This is a genomic window from Streptomyces sp. NPDC052396 (assembly GCF_044593195.1).
In the GTDB taxonomy this organism is placed as follows: Bacteria; Actinomycetota; Actinomycetes; order Streptomycetales; family Streptomycetaceae; genus Streptomyces.
Genome location: NZ_JBIUAW010000011.1, coordinates 103036 through 120794, shown reverse-complemented (window position 1 = coordinate 120794; position 17759 = coordinate 103036). Strand labels below are relative to the sequence as shown.

General features: G+C 72.7%; 18 protein-coding genes. 11 read left to right on the top strand and 7 right to left on the bottom strand.

The annotated features are described in order from the left end of the window. The first annotated feature begins 87 nt into the window (after positions 1 to 87). Positions 88 to 507, top strand: coding sequence for a hypothetical protein (locus tag ACIHFE_RS26810; protein ID WP_400110421.1), 420 nt, complete (start codon positions 88 to 90; stop codon positions 505 to 507). Between the two features lie 19 nt (positions 508 to 526). On the opposite strand, the gene ACIHFE_RS26805 is transcribed toward ACIHFE_RS26810, so the two are convergent. Together ACIHFE_RS26805 and ACIHFE_RS26800 are read right to left on the bottom strand one after the other, a co-directional pair. Continuing rightward, a complete protein-coding gene (locus ACIHFE_RS26805; RefSeq protein ID WP_400110419.1) occupies positions 527 to 1126 on the bottom strand; it encodes a rhomboid-like protein in 600 nt (199 codons plus the stop codon). A gap of 115 nt (positions 1127 to 1241) precedes the next feature. Beyond that, positions 1242 to 2087 carry a DUF2127 domain-containing protein gene (locus tag ACIHFE_RS26800; RefSeq protein WP_400110417.1) on the bottom strand — a complete coding sequence of 282 codons (846 nt, stop codon included), beginning with the start codon at positions 2085 to 2087 and terminating at the stop codon, positions 1242 to 1244. 217 nt (positions 2088 to 2304) lie between these two features. Between ACIHFE_RS26800 and ACIHFE_RS26795 the strand changes: the two genes are divergently transcribed. Next, positions 2305 to 3333, top strand: coding sequence for a cytochrome c oxidase assembly protein (locus ACIHFE_RS26795; RefSeq protein ID WP_400110599.1), 1029 nt, complete (start codon positions 2305 to 2307; stop codon positions 3331 to 3333). A gap of 84 nt (positions 3334 to 3417) precedes the next feature. On the opposite strand, the gene ACIHFE_RS26790 is transcribed toward ACIHFE_RS26795, so the two are convergent. Both ACIHFE_RS26790 and ACIHFE_RS26785 read right to left on the bottom strand, forming a co-directional pair. Beyond that, positions 3418 to 4359 (bottom strand): M56 family metallopeptidase, encoded by a 942-nt coding sequence (locus ACIHFE_RS26790; protein WP_400110416.1) that lies wholly within the window; start codon positions 4357 to 4359, stop codon positions 3418 to 3420. Further along, on the bottom strand, positions 4356 to 4739 hold the full coding sequence (locus ACIHFE_RS26785; protein ID WP_400110414.1) for a BlaI/MecI/CopY family transcriptional regulator: 384 nt from the start codon (positions 4737 to 4739) through the stop codon (positions 4356 to 4358). The genes ACIHFE_RS26790 and ACIHFE_RS26785 overlap by 4 nt, the downstream gene beginning before the upstream one ends. 104 nt (positions 4740 to 4843) lie before the next feature. Here ACIHFE_RS26785 and ACIHFE_RS26780 point away from each other — a divergent pair, with 104 nt between their 5' ends. Continuing rightward, positions 4844 to 5524 (top strand): DedA family protein, encoded by a 681-nt coding sequence (locus tag ACIHFE_RS26780; RefSeq protein WP_400110412.1) that lies wholly within the window; start codon positions 4844 to 4846, stop codon positions 5522 to 5524. 59 nt (positions 5525 to 5583) lie between these two features. Next, on the top strand, positions 5584 to 6195 hold the full coding sequence (locus ACIHFE_RS26775; RefSeq protein WP_400110411.1) for a phosphatase PAP2 family protein: 612 nt from the start codon (positions 5584 to 5586) through the stop codon (positions 6193 to 6195). Positions 6196 to 6222: 27 nt separating this feature from the next. Here the strand turns inward: ACIHFE_RS26775 and ACIHFE_RS26770 are convergent, their stop codons facing one another. Together ACIHFE_RS26770 and ACIHFE_RS26765 are read right to left on the bottom strand one after the other, a co-directional pair. Further along, positions 6223 to 7179 (bottom strand): polysaccharide deacetylase family protein, encoded by a 957-nt coding sequence (locus tag ACIHFE_RS26770; RefSeq protein WP_400110409.1) that lies wholly within the window; start codon positions 7177 to 7179, stop codon positions 6223 to 6225. A gap of 149 nt (positions 7180 to 7328) precedes the next feature. Then, the gene (locus tag ACIHFE_RS26765) at positions 7329 to 7943 is read right to left on the bottom strand and encodes a TetR/AcrR family transcriptional regulator (RefSeq protein WP_400110408.1); all 615 of its coding nucleotides are present in this window, start codon (positions 7941 to 7943) and stop codon (positions 7329 to 7331) included. Positions 7944 to 8282: 339 nt separating this feature from the next. On the opposite strand from ACIHFE_RS26765, the gene ACIHFE_RS26760 reads away from it, so the two are divergent. From ACIHFE_RS26760 to ACIHFE_RS26730, 7 genes are all read left to right on the top strand, one after another. After that, on the top strand, positions 8283 to 9641 hold the full coding sequence (locus ACIHFE_RS26760) for a glutamine synthetase (RefSeq protein ID WP_400110407.1): 1359 nt from the start codon (positions 8283 to 8285) through the stop codon (positions 9639 to 9641). Beyond that, a complete protein-coding gene (locus ACIHFE_RS26755) occupies positions 9641 to 10756 on the top strand; it encodes an amidohydrolase family protein (RefSeq protein WP_400110405.1) in 1116 nt (371 codons plus the stop codon). The genes ACIHFE_RS26760 and ACIHFE_RS26755 overlap by 1 nt, the downstream gene beginning before the upstream one ends. 85 nt (positions 10757 to 10841) lie before the next feature. Continuing rightward, a complete protein-coding gene (locus tag ACIHFE_RS26750; protein WP_400110403.1) occupies positions 10842 to 11390 on the top strand; it encodes a TetR/AcrR family transcriptional regulator in 549 nt (182 codons plus the stop codon). Positions 11391 to 11513: 123 nt separating this feature from the next. Beyond that, positions 11514 to 13025, top strand: coding sequence for an alpha/beta hydrolase (locus tag ACIHFE_RS26745; RefSeq protein WP_400110401.1), 1512 nt, complete (start codon positions 11514 to 11516; stop codon positions 13023 to 13025). Between the two features lie 116 nt (positions 13026 to 13141). Further along, positions 13142 to 14401, top strand: a complete 1260-nt coding sequence (locus tag ACIHFE_RS26740; RefSeq protein ID WP_400110399.1) for a glycosyltransferase — start codon at positions 13142 to 13144, stop codon at positions 14399 to 14401. Positions 14402 to 14449: 48 nt separating this feature from the next. Next, positions 14450 to 15730, top strand: coding sequence for a wax ester/triacylglycerol synthase domain-containing protein (locus tag ACIHFE_RS26735; RefSeq protein ID WP_400110397.1), 1281 nt, complete (start codon positions 14450 to 14452; stop codon positions 15728 to 15730). A gap of 73 nt (positions 15731 to 15803) precedes the next feature. Then, positions 15804 to 16742 (top strand): alpha/beta fold hydrolase, encoded by a 939-nt coding sequence (locus ACIHFE_RS26730; protein ID WP_400110396.1) that lies wholly within the window; start codon positions 15804 to 15806, stop codon positions 16740 to 16742. A gap of 47 nt (positions 16743 to 16789) precedes the next feature. Here ACIHFE_RS26730 and ACIHFE_RS26725 read toward each other — a convergent pair whose 3' ends face one another. Next, a complete protein-coding gene (locus ACIHFE_RS26725) occupies positions 16790 to 17719 on the bottom strand; it encodes a D-alanyl-D-alanine carboxypeptidase family protein (RefSeq protein ID WP_400110394.1) in 930 nt (309 codons plus the stop codon). Between the last annotated feature and the right edge of the window lie 40 nt (positions 17720 to 17759).

The window sequence follows — 17759 nt, the reverse complement described above, 5'->3', positions numbered from 1 at the left end:
GACCTCCGTCCGGCCCGTCCGGCCAAGGCTCGTCCCCCCAAAGCCCGTACGCCCAAAGCCCGTTCACCCGAGCGGAGAGGAGAGCGGATGCCCGGCCCCATCCCGCCGCGGCCCGTCGCGGCGGCCGCACTGCTGCTGACGCTGATGACGCTGCCGGCGGTGCCGGCCGCGGCCGCCGCCAAGGGGGCCATGGAGATCACCACGGCCCCCTCGCACGCCACCCGGGTCGGCGAGCCGGTGCGGATCAGCGGCAGCGGTGACGAGGAGGCGGCGCGCTATCTGCGCGCCTGTGTCCAGGAGCGGGAGACCGGCCAGGCGGCCTGGCGCACCCTGGCCTGCGGCGCCACGGTCGGCGCCGGGGCGGGTGCCCGGGTGGAGGCCCGGGTACGGCCGCGCCGGCGCGGGGTGTTCCAGGTGCGCGGGGTGCTCTACGGGCTGGACCGGCCCGATGCCCCGCGCCCGGAGGTGCTGCGGGCCTCGCCGGTGCTGACCGTCCGGGTGCGCTGACCGTCCGGGTGCGCCGGGCTCAGGCGGCGGGCAGCGGCCCGGGCGTCGCCGGGTCCGGCAGCCGCAGCCAGCGGGTGCCGGACCCGGCGACGCCCAGAAACAGGGCCACCACATGGCCTGCGTCGGCCAGCTCCTGGTCCACCGTCCAGGCGCCGAGCAGCAGTACGGCGAGCGCGGGCACGCCATAGAGCCGGGCGCGCCGGCCGCCCAGCGCCAGCAGACAGCCCAGGGTGGCCACCAGGCCATAACTGATCCCCACGTCCCGGGCCCGGGTGAGGATGCCGGGCAGCAGATGGGCCAGCCGCATCAGCCACAGGGAGCCCTCGGTGATCAGCGTGGCCAGCAGATGGCCGGCCAGGAACACCCCGAAGGCGCGCACCGTTCCCCACCGCGACTCCGCCAGCCCCAGCACCACGGCCACGGCGGCGATGCCCAGCAGGGCGGGGACGCCGTCGACCACCAGCCCGCTGGTGAACAGCACCCACCACTTGCCCACTTCCAGGTGGTGCACATTGCTGCTGATGTGCCGCATAAAGCGGGCTTCCTCGGAGGGGGACTGGGTGGCCAGCCAGGAGGCCACGGTCAGCAGCAGGCCCACATAGGCGGTGGTCGCCGGCATCTGCCGCAATCGGAGCAGCCGCTGCCTGAGCCCCCGCAGTTCCCTTCCCATACCGTCCCGTTCACATGTTCTGAGATGTCATCGCACCCTAGCGCGGCGGGAGGTAGGGAGGAGATCAGCGCGGGCCGGGCAGCACCCGCTCCAGAGCCTGCCAGCCGCTGTCGTGGGCGCGCTCGGCCGCCTCGGCCCGGCCGCCGCCGCGCAGCCCGAACAGCCGCTTGGCGAACAGCAGATAGACCAGCACCGCCAGGTTGATCAACAGGGTGCAGATCTTCAACGGGCTGATGTGGTGGCTGAGTTCATAGACCTCGGGCACCAGCAGCACCGCGGTGGCGACAAAGGTGAGGTACTCGGCCCAGCGCGCGGCACGCCACAGGCCGATCGCCTCCACGCCCTCCAGCACCGCATACGCGGCGATGATCAGCCCTATCGCCCAGAGCGTCTTGGTGTGCGCGGAGAACGCCTTGTCCAGATCACCGAGCAGGCCATGGCCATGCAGCCCGCTGGGACCGCCGACACCGTTCTGCAGGTCGTCCATGATCCGGTAGAAGGGGCCCTTGATCCGGGCCCGTTCATGGGCGAACACAAACACGGCGACGGCCAGCACGCCCAGCACCAGGAAGTGCACCAGCCGGTCGATGGCGATCAGCCGCAGTACATAGCGGTCCCGCAGCACCTTGCCGCGCTGCGGGATCTCGATCTCGGCACGGGACGGCGGGACCTCGCGCTCCGGCCGCTCCGGTACCGGCAGCACCAGCCAGGCGTCGCAGCGCAGACAGCGGTGCCAGCGCATGCCGTCGGCCGCCTCGCGGACCAGCAGCGCGTCCTCGGGGCGCACCCGGGCGGCATCGGTGCCGACCAGGTGGTGGCCGTGGCGTGCGCAGCCGATCAGTTCATAGCTGAGCCGCCGTTTGCGCGGCCCCGTCCCCACAGCGGCTACCAGGCCCGATTCATCGGCCACCTGTCGTCCCCCTTATTCGATTCGTACCGGCCAGGAGTATGACCAGTGATCATTCCTGACGCGGGGGACTTGATGAGATCTGTACCGAAATTGGGTGTTTTTATGGTTCCGTCATGGTCCGGACTTGAGGAAATCCGGCCTTTCTTTTGAGTAGGCAAAGAGACCGAGCCCGCGTGTTGACCGTTTTCTGCCCTCACTACCCTGGTCGTCCGTGGCAATGGCAAACGGTGTTTTCGCGTCCGCGCTCCCCGCGCCGACGAGCGGCCGGCTGTTCAGCACCTGGCAGGCGGATCCATTCGGGCTGGCGCTGATCGCGGTGCTGGGCGGGCTCTACGCCTGGGGCGTGGTGCGGCTGGCGCGGCGCGGCGAGCGCTGGTCGCCGGTGCGTACGGCCGTCTTCGCGCTGCTCGGTCTGGGCACCATCGCGGGGGCCACCATGTCCTCGCTGGCGGTGTACGGCCGGGAGCTGTTCTGGCCCGCGGCCGTGCAGAACATCCTGCTGGACCTGGTGGCCCCGCTGGGGCTGGCACTGGGCGACCCGCTGGCCCTGGCCCGGCGCGCGCTTCCGGAGCGCGGCGCGGAGCGGCTGGGGCGGATGCTGCGCGGTCCGGTGGTGCGGCTGCTGACCTATCCGCTGGTGAGCACCTTCCTGGTGCTCGGCTCGGAGCTGGTGATCTACTTCACCCCCTACTTCGAGGCGGCGCTGCGCGATCAGACGGTGCACCGGCTGATGTATCTCCAGCTGCTGGCCGCCGGCTGCCTGTTCGTCCTGCCCATGCTCACCGGCGAGGAGCTGCTGCCCGCCTGGTGCAGCCATCCGGTGCGGGCACTGCTGGTATTCGTGGACGGGCTGGTGGACGCGGTGCCCGGCATCGTGGTGATGACCAGCGGGACGCTGATCGCGGGCGACTGGTACCGGGGACGGCAGCACGACTGGGGGCCCGCTCCCCACCAGGACCAGATGCTCGGCGGCGGACTGATGCTCTCCATCGCCGAGCTGATCGGGCTGCCGTTCCTGATCGCGGTGTTCATCGAGTGGCTGCGCGCCGAACGGGGGCGCACCGCCGAGCTGGACCGGCAGCTGGACGCGGAGCTGGAGCGGGTCCCCGCCCCGGCCGCCGCTTCCCCGGCGTCCCCGCACTCAGCGCCCGAGACCGCCGGGGCACCGGAGCCGGAGCTGACTCGGCCCTGGTGGGAGACCGACCAAGGCGTGATCGGCGAACGGTTCCGGCACGGCGGCTCCTGAGCGCGGGTTTGCCGGAGTCCGGCGCTGCCCCGCGACCCCGGAGGGGTGCGGGGCAGCCGCATCACCCCACTACCGGCGGAGCGCTCAGCGCCCGTCGGCGGCCTGGGCCGTCTCCACACTGGTGTGCAGATCGCCGGTGGCATCGACCACCGCCGCGCCGGACAGCACCACACACACGCCCAGCGCCGCCGCCACCCCACGGCGCGCCCATGCCCCGCCCCGGGGCGCGCCCGCGGCCCCCAGCAGGGCGGAGACCCGGCGCGGCACCGGGCCGGCCACCGCGGACAGCGCGGCCGCCGGGCGCCGGCCGGCCGGGGCGGCCGAGGCGGCCAGCGCGGCCCGTCCCACCGCACGGGCCACCACCTGCCGGTCGCCCACCGCGCGCACCGCGGCCTCATCCGCCCACCGCTCCAGCTGGAAGGCCAGCGGCTCGCGCAGCGCCCGCAGCACGGGGTGCACACAGCCCGCCAGGTCCGCCGCCAGCAGCAGCAGATGGTGCCGTCCCGCCAGGTGGGCGCGCTCATGGGCGAGCAGCGCGGCACGCTCGCCGGCGTCCAGGCTGCGCAGCATCCCGGCGGTGACCACCACCCGGCCGGGCCGGCCGGGCAGTGCGTAGGCGTCCGCACCGGGGTCGGGCAGCACGGCCAGATCCCCGGCGCCGGCCACGCGGGCCACCTCGGCCCGGGCCCGCAGCACCTGCCGGCCGTGGCCCAGCAGAATGCGCAGCGCCGCGGCCGTCCCGGCCAGCGCCAGCAGGGCGGCCAGCGTGCCCAGTGGCATCCCGAAAGCCACATCGTGCGGCAGCAGCGCCGTCTTCACATGGCCCAGCGCGGCCACAAAGGGCAGCTTCAGCAGCCCGGCCACGGCCAGCAGCACCAGAGCCGCACCGCTGAAGACCGCCAGCGCGGCGGCGCAGCCGGCCAGCAGCAGGGCGGCAGCGCGCGGCGGCAGCAGGGCGGCCAGCCGGCGGGCGACCGGCACGGCGGCCAGGGGCGCCAGCAGGGGTGCCCAGACGGCCCAGATCACCGGGTCTCCTTGGGGACGGCGGCCTGTGCCAGCAGGCCGCGCAGCAGTTCCTCGTCATCGGAGCTGAGGCGGGAGACAAAGCGGGCCAGCACACCGGGCCGGTCGCGCTCCTTGTCGAGTTCGGTGTGCATCCGGTGGGCGGCCAGCGCGGCGTGGTCCTCGACCGCCGGGCTGTAGGCATAGGCGCGGCCGGCCCGGGTGCGGCTCACGGTTCCCTTGTCATGCAACCGGGTCAGGATGGTGGCGACGGTGGTACGGGCCAGCACGCCCGGCAGCAACTGCTGGACCTCGGCGGGGGTCAGCGGGCGCTCGGCCGCCCAGAGTGCGCAGAGCACGGCGGCCTCGAGCTCGCCCGCAGGGCGGCGTATGGACTCGGTCACGGGAACCGCTCCCTCCCAGGGATCGTCTACAGTCACGTAGACCGTCTACTGATCTGTAGACGGTGGGGCCGTCCGCTGCAGCGCGACCGGCCCTGCCCTCGATTATGGGAGGCCCCGCGCCCGTGCTCGCACCGCCCGCCGTCCTGGCCGGTCCCTTGGCCGTCAACGTCCTGGACGCCTCGTCGCTGCTCTCGGCGTTTGGAGCGCTCGGCATCGCCGTGGTGCTGTTCGCCGAAACCGGTCTGCTTGTCGGCTTCTTCCTGCCGGGCGACTCGCTGCTGTTCACGGCCGGTCTGCTGTGCCGGACCGGGGCGCACTCCGGGCCGCACCTGGATCTGGCGCAGGTACTGGCCGCCGCCGTCGTCGGAGCGCTGGCCGGCGCCCAGGTCGGCTATGCGGTGGGGCGGCGCGGCGGACGTACGCTGCTCGCCCGCTCCCGCAACAAGCGGCTGCTGGAGGGCGCCGAGCGGGCCGAGGAGCTGCTGGGCCGCTATGGCCACGCCCGGGCGATCGTGCTGGCGCGGTTCGTCCCGGTGGTGCGCACCGTGCTCAATCCGCTGGCGGGCGCGCTGGGCGTGGCGCCGCGCACCTTCGCGCTGTGGCAGGCGGCGGGCGGTCTGGTGTGGACGGTCGGCCTGGTGCTGGGCGGTTTCGCGCTGGGCTCCGTGGTGCCCAATGTGGACAAGTACCTGCTGCCGATCGTGGCACTGGTGGTGCTGGTTTCCGTGCTGCCGCTGGCCCTGGAGCTGCTGCGCGGCCGGCGACGGCCGGGCCGGAGCAGCTGATGACCGTATCCGCCGTATCGGCCGTATCGACCGTACCGACGACAGGAACGACTACGCACATGACGGGCATAGCCCTCGCCTTCGACGGCTCGCACATCGACGGTGATCTCTACCGGAGCATCACCGACGAGGCGCGGCACGCGCCGCATATGTTCAATGACGTCGTCACCGCCTGGACCTCCTACGGTCTGGGGATCTTCGCCCTGCTGATGCTGGCCGCCTGGTGGCGTGCCCGGCGCACCGGGGCGCCGGTGATGGCCCGGGCGCTGGCGGTGCCGGTGGTGGTGGGCGTGGTGTTCGCGGTGGACTCGGTGCTCAAGTCGCTGGTGCGCGAGGACCGGCCCTGCCAGACGCTGGCCAACAGCTTCACTTTGGAAGCCTGCCCGGCCCATGGCGACTGGTCCTTCCCCAGCAACCATGCGGTGATCGCCTTCTCCGCGGCCGCCGCCCTGTGGCTGGTGGACCGGCGGATCGGCGCGCTGGCCCTGCCGGCGGCGGTGCTGATGGCCGCCTCCCGGGTCTGGGTGGGTGTGCACTATCCGCACGATGTGGCGGCCGGCGCCCTGGTGGGCATCGCGCTGGCCATTCCGCTGACCCTGCTGGCGACCCGTGCGGCGCCCCTGGTGGAGCGGGCGCGCGGCGGCAGGCTGCGCACGTTCCTGACCGCCTGACCGCGGTCGTCCGACGCGGAGGACGCCTCAGCACGGGAGCGGATACGGCACCTGGTCGCCGACCGCTCCGGTGTCCCGGCACAACTGGTAGCCCTGCTCATGGAGATCGCTGATGATCCCGGGCAGGGCTTCCTCGAAGTGGCTGAACAGGTGCCCGAGGATCACCCCGTTGCGTTTCTCCTCGGCCGTGGCCTCCCGCACCGTGGCGCGGATGGCGTCCGCGCTGCGCAAACTTCCCTGCACCGTCTGCCAGTCCAAGGTGTCAATGGTCCAATTGCACACCTTGAAGCCCAGGTTGGCGGCGATCTCGGTCTCCCGCGCCCCGGCATCGCCATAGGGCGGGCGGAGCATATTGCCGGCCACTCCGCCATGGATCTCGTCCTGTACCTCCTGGTCGGTCAGTTTGGTCAACTGCCGGTGCGACCAGGTGTGGTTGCCCACCCAGTGGCCCTGCTGGCGGAGGGTGGCGATGATCTGCGGGTAGTGGGTGGCGTACTCGTTGATGAGGAAGAACGCCGCCCGGATGCCCTGCGACTGCAGCTGGGCGCCGATACGCACGGCGCGTTCGGGGTCGCCGTAGGACCAGTCGTCGAAGGTGAGCAGCACCCGCCCGGAGGTGTTGCCGCAGCGCTCGCGGTCCCAGCCGCCCTCGCTCTCGGTGGGCGGGGCGGGAGCCGGCGCCATATGGGTCACCGCCGCTCCGGGGTGGCGGGCGGCGGATCCGTCATGGGATTCGGGGCTGGGCCGGGGGGCGCCGTTGGCCTGCTGGGCGCGCTCCTCGCACTGGCCCTCGCCCTGCGGCCGGCCCCGGCCGTCGGCCTTGGCCTGGGGCCGGCAGTCCTGGTGGTCGTCCTCCACCGCGATCACCACAAAGGCCGAGCAGGCCGCCAGCACGGTGACGGCCGCCGCCGCCTGCAAGGGGGTCCGCCGACGTCTGCGGTGGCGGCCCCGGCCGGGCCGGAGGACTCCAGGGAAACCCGACATGCTGTCTCCTCACGGTGACGGGCCGTCGGCCATGCGAGACGCCCGAGCCGGTTCGGTGATCTTGGCTCCAGCCTCGGCGCACCGCTGAGGTCGCGCAACCGAAGGGTCCGCCGAACGCCACGCGCCCGCCGCGCCAAGGGCGCGCCCGGCTACCGGGTCAGTTGATCCAGCTGCCGGCGCAGCACCCGGCGCATCTCGGTGGCGGTGACCAGCCCCGGGTAGAGCACCGCCTGCAGGGTGAGCCCGTCCAGCAGCGCGGCCAGCCGCAGACTCTCCAGCTCCGCGTCGAGCCGCTGCGGCACTCCGCCCATCCGCCGCGCCTCCGCCAGCACCTGGCCGATCAGGGTGCGCAGCCCTTCCTGGAGTTCCCGGGCGCAGGGCCGCAGCTCGGGCCGGGTACGGGCGGCGGTGGTGAAGGCCAGCCAGAGGGCGGCCTCCTGGTGGCGGGTGTCGTCCAGCGGCAGCAGTTCGGCGAACAGCTCCTCGGTGAGCGCCCGGCGGTCCAGGTCTACGGCCGGATGGAGCAGGGGTTCGGCGCGTTCCCGGACCCGCCGGCCGATCCGCCGGCCGAGGTCCTCCATGGCGAAGGTCAGCAGTTCGGTGTGGTCGGTGAAATAGTGCCGCACCGAACCGATGGCCAGCCCCGCCTCGGCGGCCACATTCCGCAGCGAGGCGGCCTCCAGGCTGCCGGCGCGGCTCACCACACGCTGCACCGCCTGGGCCACCTCCCGGCGCCGGGCCTGGGCATCGACGATTTTCGGCATGCGTTTTTATAGCATGTGCGGGTCAGGGCGGCTGGTGGCCGGATCCCGTCGTGGGCATCAACTCCCTTCAAAAGAACATCCGTTGGGGTGGTTCTTTCCGGGCTCCGGTCAGCACGCGCCCTCGGGACGAGCACCGGTGGTCCACCGTCCTGCCCGGCGCCTCGTGCCACCCCGGCCCCGGCGCTACCGGATCCGGCGGCCCCGCCGCGCCAAGCCCCGAAGGAGCCACGGACCGACCGAAACGCGCCCGGCGCGAGGTGTAACGCGCCGGGATCCGGCCCAGACTCTCTGAGCGACCCGGTTGCTCACCACCCCAGCGTCAATGGAGGAAAGCCAGCCATGCAGACCCCGCAGCGGGAGCGCGCCGAGTCGGCCGCCCGGCAGGAAGCCGCCCAGCTCACCGCGCGGGGGGTGTATGCCGTCGCCCTGACCTGGGTGGACAACTCGGGCATCACCCGGGTCAAGGCCGTGCCCACCACCCGGCTGGCGCACAGCGCGCGCTGGGGGGTGGGCATGTCGCCCGTCTTCGATGTCTACCTCTCCGACGACTCCGCCGTGACCAGCCCTCATATCGGCGGCCCGGACGGCGATCTGCGGCTGTTCCCCGATCTGAACCGGCTGACCGTGCTGGCCGCCCAGCCGGGCTGGGCCTGGGCTCCGGTGGACCGCTACCGGCAGGAGGGCCCGTCATACCCCGCCTGCCAGCGGCAGTTCGCGGGCCGGATGGCCGAGCGGGCGGCCGAGCGGGGGCTGCGGCTGCGGATGGGCTTCGAGACCGAATGGGTGGTCACCCGGGGCGGCGCCCAGAAGGGCGAACTGGAGTACGCCTGTGCCGGTCCGGCCTATGGCATGACCCGGCTGGTGGAGCTCTCGGGCTATCTGCGGGATGTGGTGGACGCGCTGGCCGCCCAGCAGGTCGATGTGCTGCAGATCCATCCCGAGTACTCCCCCGGCCAGTTCGAGGTGTCCATCGCCCCGTCCGATCCGGTGGGGGCGGCGGATCTGGCCGTGCTGGTCCGGGAGACCATCCGCGCGGTCTCCCTGCGACACGGTCTGGACGCCCTGTTCGGCCCGGTGGTCGAGGCGGGCGCGGTGGGCAATGGGGCGCATCTGCATCTGAGCCCCTGGCGGGAGGAGCGCAATCTGTTCCGGGGCGGTGACGGGCCCTGCGGGATGACGGCGGAGGGCGAGGCGTTCCTGGCCGGGGTGCTGCGGGAGCTGCCCGCCCTGCTCGCCCTGGGCGCGCCCTCCCCGGCGAGCTATCTGCGGCTGCAGCCCTCGCGCTGGGCCGGGGCCTTCGCCTGCTGGGGACCGGAGAACCGGGAGGCGGCCCTGCGCTTCGTCCCCGGGGCACCGGACGCCCCGGAGGCCGCCAATGCCGAGGTCAAGTGCTTTGATCCGGCGGCCAATCCCTATCTGGTGACCGGTGCGGTGCTGGCCGCCGGGCTGGCCGGGATGGAAGCCGGGCTGACCCTGCCGGACCCGGTGGCCGGGGATCCGGCCCTGACCGGCGGCCGGCCACGGCTGCCCCGGTCGCTGACCGCCGCGCTGGCCGCCTTCGAGGGCTCGGAGCTGCTGCGCGAGGCGCTGGGCGAGCCGCTCTTCGGGGCGATCGCGGCGGTCCGCCGGGCGGAGGCGGCCCGGTTCGAGGGGGCCGCGCCCCAGGACATCGCCGACGCGACCCGGCGGCGGTACTGATGACGGCCCCGTTGCCGCTGGTCGACCAGCACTGCCACGGGGTGCTCCGGGCCGACCTGGGCCCGCACACCTTCGCGGCCTACCTCAGCGAGTCGGACGCCCCCGCCCCGCCGGGCACCTCCTTCCTCGACAGCCAGCTCGGCTTCGCGGTACGGCGCTGGTGCCCGCCGCTGCTCGGCCTGGACCCGCACTGTCCGCCCGAGGAATATCTGGCGCGCCGCCGTGAGCTGGGCGCCCGGCAGGCGACCAGGCTGCTGCTGGGCGCCACCGGCATCACCGACTACCTGGTGGACACCGGCCTGCACAGCGTCGATATGACGACCCGTGGGGAACTGGCCGAGCTGGGCGGCGGCACCGCCCATGAGATCGTCCGGCTGGAGCGGCTGGCCGAGACGGTGGCCGACACCGCCGGCAGCAGCTCCGCCTTCCTGGACGGTCTGGCCCAGGCGGTGCGGGAGGCGGCGCGCACGGCCGTGGGTTTCAAGTCGATCGCCGCCTACCGGTACGGCCTGGACTTCGCCCCCAACCCGCCCGGCCCGGCCGAGGTACGCACCGCCGCCGGCCACTGGCTGGCCGAACGGCCCCCGGGCGGCCGGATCAGCGACCCGGTGCTGCTGCGCCATCTGCTGTGGACTGCCGCCGAGACCGCGCGGCCCATCCAGCTGCACACCGGTTTCGGCGACCCCGACCTGCGGCTCCAGCGCTGCGATCCGGCCCTGCTCACCGACTTCGCCCGGGCGGTGCGCCCCACCGGCTGCACCCTGATCCTGCTGCACTGCTACCCCTACCACCGCTCAGCCGCCTATCTGGCCCACGCCTTCCCGCATGTCTACGCCGATGTGGGGCTGGCCCTGTCCTACAGCGGCGTCCGGGCGGAGGCGGTGCTGGCCGAGGCCCTGGAGCTGGCCCCCTTCGGCAAGCTGCTGTTCTCCACCGATGCCCATGGCCTGCCCGAGCTGTTTGTGGTGGGTTCCGAGGTCTTCCGCCGGGGCCTCAGGCGCCTGTTGAAGGGCTGGGTGAACGAGGGCGCCTGGTCCCGTACGGACGCGGAGCGGGTGGCGCCCCTGATCGCCTCGGACAACGCCCGCCGGGTGTACGGGCTTTCCGCCCCTTAGGGCCCGGTATATCGGGCAAGGCCGGCCCAAGAATGCCTCCGCTCGCAGACCTTTTCCCGCCGACTCCGCTGTGTAAGGTGACGGCGTGAATTCCTCAGGTCCAGGCCGCCCGCGCGCCCTTTCCCGGTCACTGATCGTCACCGCGGCGCGCGGCATCGCCGAAGAGGAGGGCCTGGCGGCCCTGACGGTGCGCCGGGTGGCCCGGCGCCTGGGCACCGGGCAGGCATCGCTGTACCGCCACATCACGGACCGGGAGCAGCTGCTCGGCCTGCTGGCCGCGGAGGTGGCCGCCCAACTGCCCCCGGCCGCCGCGGACCCCGACCCCCGGCAGCGCGTCCGGCACCAGTGGCTGGCGGCCCATGACCACCTCTCCCGGCACCTCTGGGCGGCCGGGATCCTGGCCGAGGGCACTCATCTCCCCTCCGCCGCCGCCCACCTCACCGAGGACACCCTGGCCGCCCTCGCCGCGGCCGGCCTGCCCCCCGACGAGGCGGCTCGCACCCAGCGGGTGCTGTGGAAGCTGCTCCTGGGCCATGTACGGGGCGCCCGCCCGTCCCGGTTCGACTTCGACTGGGCGCTGTCCCACCTGCTGGACGGCGTACTGGGCGGGCGCGCCGTCACCCTGGCGGGCTGACGGTCCCGCCCTCCATCAGGGGGGTGGTACTGGTACCACCTCCAACACGGGCATTGGCGGGATCGTCCCCGTCCCCTGGTCACGGAAGGATTTGTGCCCTAGCCACTTCCTCCAGGAGGACCGATGTTCAAGTCTGTCTCGGGCGTGCTCACCGCCGCCATCGCCGTCGCGGCACTGCCCGCCGTCTCGGCGCACGCCCAGCAGGCCACCATTCCCGCCAGGTACACCCAGCAGCATCTCAACTGGCAGGCCTGTGACGACGCCCCGACCCTGGAGTGCGCGGCGATGACCGTGCCCCGGGACTGGCACCACCCGGAGGCGGGGCATGACCTGACCATCGCGGTCTCCCGGCACCAGGCGAGCGATCCGGCCAAGCGGCGCGGGGTGCTGATGATGGCCGCCGGCGGTCCGGGCGGGATGGGGCGCAAGCGGCCCGCCAACTTCGTCAAGCAGTCTCCCGCCGTGGGTGCCGCCTATGACGTGGTGAGCTTCGACCAGCGCGGGGTGGGGCGCAGCAGCAAGGCGACCTGTCAGACGGACGCGGAGATGACCGACTTCCTGGCGCATGACTACCGCGACCGCTCGGCTGCCGCCATCCGCCGGGTGCTGGACAACTCGCGCAAGCTGGCGGCCGATTGCGCCAAGCGCAGCGACGGTCTGCTGCCGTATATCACCACCGAGCAGACGGTCCGTGACATGGATCTCTTCCGTTCGCTGCTGGGTGAGCGGAAGATCTCCTACTACGGGCCCTCCTACGCCACCATGATCGGCGCCTACTACGCCACGCTCTTCCCCCAGCGCGTCGAACGGGCCGTGCTGGACAGCAACATCGCCTTCAACGGCAGCTGGCAGGATTTCGAGACCGGACAGCCCAAGAGCTTCCAGCGGCGCTTCGAACAGGACTTCCTGCCCTGGCTGGCCAAGTACGACGGGATCTACCACTACGGAAAGACCGCCGCCCAGGCCAAGGCCAACTGGGAGCGGCAGCGCGCGGCGCTGAGCAAGAAGCCGCTGACCGACGGCTCGGTCACCATCGGCGCCAACCAGTTCGACAACGCCACCATCAACGCCGTCTACGAGGCGCAGAACTTCCCGATGCTGGCCTCCTCGCTCTCCGCCTTCGGCCACTGGAAGAGCGCCACGCCCAAGGAGAAGGGCACCGCCGAGGCCCTGGCCGCCAACTATGGCACCGGCTTCCTCGCCGAGTACTTCTCGGTGACCTGCGCTGACACCTCGTGGAACCGCAGCACCGACTACTGGATCAAGCGCAGTGCCAAGGACAACGCCCAGCTGCCGCTGGCCGGTGCCCGGGAGCTGTCCTTCTCGGCGGTGTGCGCGAACTGGCCGACCGCCACCGCGCCCAAGGTGAAGGTCACCGGCGCCGGTCTGCCGGCCACCCTGATGCTCAACTCGGTGCACGACCCGGCCACTTACTACGAGGGCGCGGCGCGTGCGCACCGGGCGCTGCACAACTCCCGGCTGGTGACCGTGACCGGCGATGGTGACCACGGCCAGTACCAGAACGGCAACTCCTGTGTGGATCACGTGGTCGAGGACTACCTGCTGAACGGCAAGGCCCCGGCGCACGACATCACCTGCAAGGGCAAGCCGCTGCCGGTGCCCACCGCCGGCTGACCGGAACAATTCGGACCGCACCCGTGCCGTATCCGGCCCGGGTGCCGTCTCGTTGATGCGTCAGGCACTGGACTTGTTCACACGTCGGCCGGTCCCGGCGGGCGGGAAGGCCGGACATGCGCATCGACATCATCACGGCGGGCACCACCGGTTCCGTCGCTCCCTACACCGGTCTGGCGCACCGCCTGGCGGACGAGGGGCACGAGGTCGAGCTGGTCACCCATCGGAAGTTCGCCGGCCTGGTCACCTGCTGCGGGCTGCGCACACGCCCGCTGGAACCCGATCCCTTCGAGCAACTGATCGGTCTGCACAGCCGTATTGAGGGCGCGCGACAGTCACCGCGCGCCCTCCTTCAGTTGGCGCGCACCACCGAACGGGCCGCGCTGGCCCTGGTGGACGGCCTGCTCACCGCGGTGGACCCCAAGGCCGACCTGATCCTGCTGTCCACCCTGGTCGCCCCGGTGGGGCGGGTGATCGCCCGGCATCATGGCATCCGCAGCATGGGCGTCTTCCTCCAGCCCGACGTGCCCACCTCGGCGTTCGCCCCCTGTGTGCTCCCCTGGCGGCCACCGGGGCCCGGCAACCGGCTGCGCGGCCGCGCGGTGAACGCCGTGCTCGACCGGCTCTACGCGGCCGCCGGCCGCCGGCTGCACGCCCGGCTGGGCCTCACCCCCCGCAGCGCCGGGCTGCTGCGCGCCGAGCGGGAGCGCGGCCGCTGGCCGATCTGGCACGGCTTCAGCCCCTCGGTCATCCCCCGCCCCGCCGACTGGCGCCCCGGGCTGCATATCGCCGGCTACTGGTGGCCGCACCAGTGCCCGCACTGGCAACCACCCACCCTGGTCCGCGACTTCCTGGCGGCCGGACCGCCGCCGGTGTTCGTGGGCTTCGGCAGCATGATGCCCGGCGATCCGGCCCGGCTCGGCGACATCACCGCCCGGGCGCTGCGCCGGGCCGGGCAGCGCGGCATCGTCCAGTCCGGCTGGGCCGGGCTGTCGGTGGTCAATGACGAGGTGATCACCGTCGGTTCACTGCCGCACGGCTGGCTGCTGCCGCGCACCGCGGCCGTGGTGCACCACTCCGGCGCCGGAACCACCGCGGCCGGGCTGCGTGCCGGGGTGCCGGCCGTGCCGGTGCCCGTCTTCACCGACCAGCCGTGGTGGGCGGGCCGCCTGGTCGGCCTGGGGGTGAGCCCCAGGATCCTGCCGCATGCCCAGCTGACCGCGGCCCGGCTCGCCGAGGCGCTGACCCTGGCGCTGCGCGAACCCCGTTACGCGCGACGGGCCCGGGACCTGGCCGCCCGGCTGGGCCGGGAGGACGGGGCCGGTGCGGTGGCCCGTGCGGTGGCCCAGCTCCCCGCCCGCTCGTCCCAGCCATAACTCTCCTCACCAACGCCACCCTCCCCACACCGGAATCAAGGACAACTCGTGACCTCAGCGCCCCCGTTGACCCCGGCCCTGCTGACCGAGCCGGCCCCGACGGCCGATATGCCGCCGCTGGACGCCTGGTTGTACCGGCACCAGAGCAGCGGCGCCATGTGTATGACCGCCGGGCTGCTGGCCTGGTTCACCGGATCCCCGCCCGCCCTGCCGGAGTTGCGGGCGCTGGCCGAGGACCGCTGGAAACGCCATATGCGGCTCACCCTGACCCCTGCCTGTGAAGTCGCCCCGGACGCCTGGCCCCGCTGGGCCGGGGAGCCGGGCTTCGCCGTCGATCACCATGTGCTGGAGGAAAAGCCGGTCACCTCCCTTCGGATCCGCGTCGCCCAGCTGCTCGCCCAGCCGCTGGGCCCCGGCCGCCCGCCCTGGCAGCTGCACCTGCTGCCGACGGCGGGCGGTTTCGCACTGCTGCTGCGCACCCATCACGCCCTGCTGGACGGCAAGTCGATGGTCAGCCTGGTGTGCGGGCTGCTCGACGGCCGGCCGGAGCGGCCGGGTCTGTTGCGCCGCCCGCTGCCCGAGGGGACGTCCTCCCGGCGCGCGGCGCTGGCCCGCGCCCTGGCCGACGCACTGCCCCGGGCCCGGCCGCTGCCCTTCCACGGCCCGGTGGATGCCCGGCGGGCCGTCGGCTGGTCCCGGGTGACCAGGGACGAACTGGGCATCGCCCGCGACTCGCTGGCCTCCGGCCGGGCCTCGGCCAACGCGGTCTTCCTCGCCGCCACCGCCGGGGCGCTGCGCTCGGCCGGGCTGATGGGGCGGCTGCCCCTGCTGCCCGGGGTGTGCGCCATGGTGCCGGTGGATGTACGCGCCCCGGGCGAGGCGGTGGTGCTGGGCAACCACTACGCCACGGTCCGGGTGCCGCTGCCCGCCCGGCGCCGGCCCGAGCAACGGCTGGCCGCGCTGGACCGGTTCACCCGGCGGGCCGCCCTGCACCGGCGGGCGCGCGCCCAGGCGCTGCTGGTCTCCTCCCGGCCGCACCGGCCCAGCGCGCTGGGTGACGCGCTCGGCCGCTATGCCGACTCCCCGCTCTACTCCTCCCTGCTGTGCAGCAGCGTGGCCACCCATCTGGGGCCGCTTACCCTGAACGACGCCCAACTCACCGGAATGTCCGGCCTGTCACCGCTGAGCCCGGGGCATCCGCTGGCGCTGACCATGACGCTGCATGACACCGAGGTGACGGTCACCGCCGTCACCGATCACGCCCACCGCGACCTGGCCGCCCGCCTGCCCGCGCTGATCCGGGACGAGATCCGCGCCCTGCGGCCCTGACCGTGAGCAGTAACGTCCGCATCGCGACGGTCGTTTCACTGTTAAGGATGAAACCCCACAAAGGAGACCAACAGTGACTTCGCGTACCGCACTGCTGGAGGAGTGCATTCCTCTCACCCTCGGCGGTTACGCATACAGCGGTCGAATCGTCCACCAGCCGAACGCCACCATGGCGCCCGTCGCCCTGGTCGGCGGGGCGTTCCAACACCAGCGCGGCTGGGGCCGGTTGGAGCAGGGCCTGTTGCGCGAGGCCAGCGTGATCACGGTGGACCTGCCCGGCTGGGGCGGTGCCGACCGGCTGCCCGCCCGGCACGGTTTCGACTTCCTGGCCGAGGCGCTGGAGCAGCTGCTGTCCAAGGTGGCGCCGTCCACCGTCAATGTGATGGGCGCCTCCTATGGCAGCGGGGTGGCCTACCAGTGGGCGCACCACTGCCCCGACCGGGTCGAACGGCTGGCCCTGCTGGGCACCATGGCCCATCTGACCAGCCATATCCGCAGCCGGATCGCCCATCTGCTGCGGCTGGCCGAGGGGGACGACCGCACCGAGTTCGTGGAGAATGTGCTGGAGGTGATGATGTGCTCCGCACCGCAGGTCACGGTCTGCCGCCGGCCCACCGCGGTGCGCTGCCTGAGCCGGGCGCTGCACGAGCTGAGCGCGTCGGACATCGTCAAGTACCGTGACAACACCGAGCGTTTGCTGCGCATGTCCGGGCTGCCGCACACCCCGGCGATCCGGATGCCGGTGCTGGTGGCGACCGGGGAGCATGACCCGCTGACCACCCCGGCGCTCAGCCGGGAGGCCGCCTGCCGGTTCAGCGACGTACGGTTCACCACCTTCAAGGACGCCGACCACCTGGTGCACCTGGAACGCCCGGCCGAACTGGTGGACCTGCTCACCCGGTTCTTCGCCGGGGCGCCGCTGGCGGGCCTGGAGTACTGCCACCCCATCGAGTACCCGGGCCGGGCCGCCCGCCGTCCACTGCCCGCGCCGCGCGCCAGCGCCGAGAGCTGAACTCCCGCCCGGCCCCTGGACGATGGGGGCCGGGCGGGACCGTACCGTCAGTCCTCGTGGGCCGTCGGGGGCAGCCGGCGCAGGGTGAACTTGGTGTGCGTGTGGTAGGCGTAGTCCAGCATCCTGGCCGCGTCCTGGTAGCGGGTGGCCGGGTCGTTGAGCACCACGCCGATGACCGTCCGGCCCTGCCGCTTGGCGGCGAACACCAGGCAGGGTCCGGCCGCCCGGGTGGAGCCGGTCTTGACCCCGAACACGCCGTCGTAGGAGCCCAGCAGCTTATTGGTGTTGTACCAGGTGTAACGCCGGTTGACGTTGAGCGCCTTCTGCTGGGTGCTCATCGCCTTCATCACCGTGACCAGGGTGCTGTTGCCCAGGGCGTGCCGGGCCAGCAGCGCGAGGTCATGCGGGGTGGAGTGGTTGCCGCCGGAGGAGATTCCGTCGAAGGAGTCGAACACGGTGTTGCGCAGGTGCAGTTCGGCCGCCTTCCGGTTCATCTTGGCGATAAAGGACTTGGTGCGCTGGGCCTCGCTGCCGCCGCTGCCCAGGGAGTCGGCCAGTGCGTAGGCCGCGTCGCAGCCGGAGGGCAGCATCAGTCCGTAGAGCAGTTGCCGTACGGTCACCTTGTCCCCGGTGCGCAGATCGGCCGAGCTGGCGCCATGCCGGACCACATAGTCGCGGTAGGACTGCTTGATGGTGACCGGCTTGTTGAGGTCGGTGTGGCCGTCCAGCACCACCACCGCGGTCATGATCTTGGTTGTGCTGGCCACCTCCCGCCGCACCTCGGCGTCCTTGCCCCACAGCTGGCGGCCGGTGTTGGCATCGAGCAGATAGGCACCCCTGGCGCCGATCCCGGTGGGACCGGCGGCCTGGGGTTCGGCGCTCGCGTCGGCGGCCGGAAGCGCGACGGCCAGGGCAGCCGTGGACGCGGTCAGCGCCGCCGTCCAGCGGTGGACCGCATTTCCCCCACGTGGCTCCATTGAGTCTCCAGATTCGTCGTCGGTCAGGTGATGTTGAGGC

Excerpts from the sequence above, each read along its gene's own strand:
- ACIHFE_RS26770 (WP_400110409.1), bottom strand. The coding sequence starts at position 7,179 with ATGTCGGGTTTCCCTGGAGTCCTCCGGCCCGGCCGGGGCCGCCACCGC.
- ACIHFE_RS26765 (WP_400110408.1), bottom strand. The coding sequence starts at position 7,943 with ATGCCGAAAATCGTCGATGCCCAGGCCCGGCGCCGGGAGGTGGCCCAG.
- ACIHFE_RS26725 (WP_400110394.1), bottom strand. The coding sequence starts at position 17,719 with ATGGAGCCACGTGGGGGAAATGCGGTCCACCGCTGGACGGCGGCGCTG.
- ACIHFE_RS26755 (WP_400110405.1), top strand. The coding sequence starts at position 9,641 with ATGACGGCCCCGTTGCCGCTGGTCGACCAGCACTGCCACGGGGTGCTC.
- ACIHFE_RS26745 (WP_400110401.1), top strand. The coding sequence starts at position 11,514 with ATGTTCAAGTCTGTCTCGGGCGTGCTCACCGCCGCCATCGCCGTCGCG.
- ACIHFE_RS26760 (WP_400110407.1), top strand. The coding sequence starts at position 8,283 with ATGCAGACCCCGCAGCGGGAGCGCGCCGAGTCGGCCGCCCGGCAGGAA.
- ACIHFE_RS26805 (WP_400110419.1), bottom strand. The coding sequence starts at position 1,126 with ATGCCGGCGACCACCGCCTATGTGGGCCTGCTGCTGACCGTGGCCTCC.
- ACIHFE_RS26775 (WP_400110411.1), top strand. The coding sequence starts at position 5,584 with ATGACGGGCATAGCCCTCGCCTTCGACGGCTCGCACATCGACGGTGAT.
- ACIHFE_RS26810 (WP_400110421.1), top strand. The coding sequence starts at position 88 with ATGCCCGGCCCCATCCCGCCGCGGCCCGTCGCGGCGGCCGCACTGCTG.
- ACIHFE_RS26780 (WP_400110412.1), top strand. The coding sequence starts at position 4,844 with ATGGGAGGCCCCGCGCCCGTGCTCGCACCGCCCGCCGTCCTGGCCGGT.
- ACIHFE_RS26795 (WP_400110599.1), top strand. The coding sequence starts at position 2,305 with ATGGCAAACGGTGTTTTCGCGTCCGCGCTCCCCGCGCCGACGAGCGGC.
- ACIHFE_RS26740 (WP_400110399.1), top strand. The coding sequence starts at position 13,142 with ATGCGCATCGACATCATCACGGCGGGCACCACCGGTTCCGTCGCTCCC.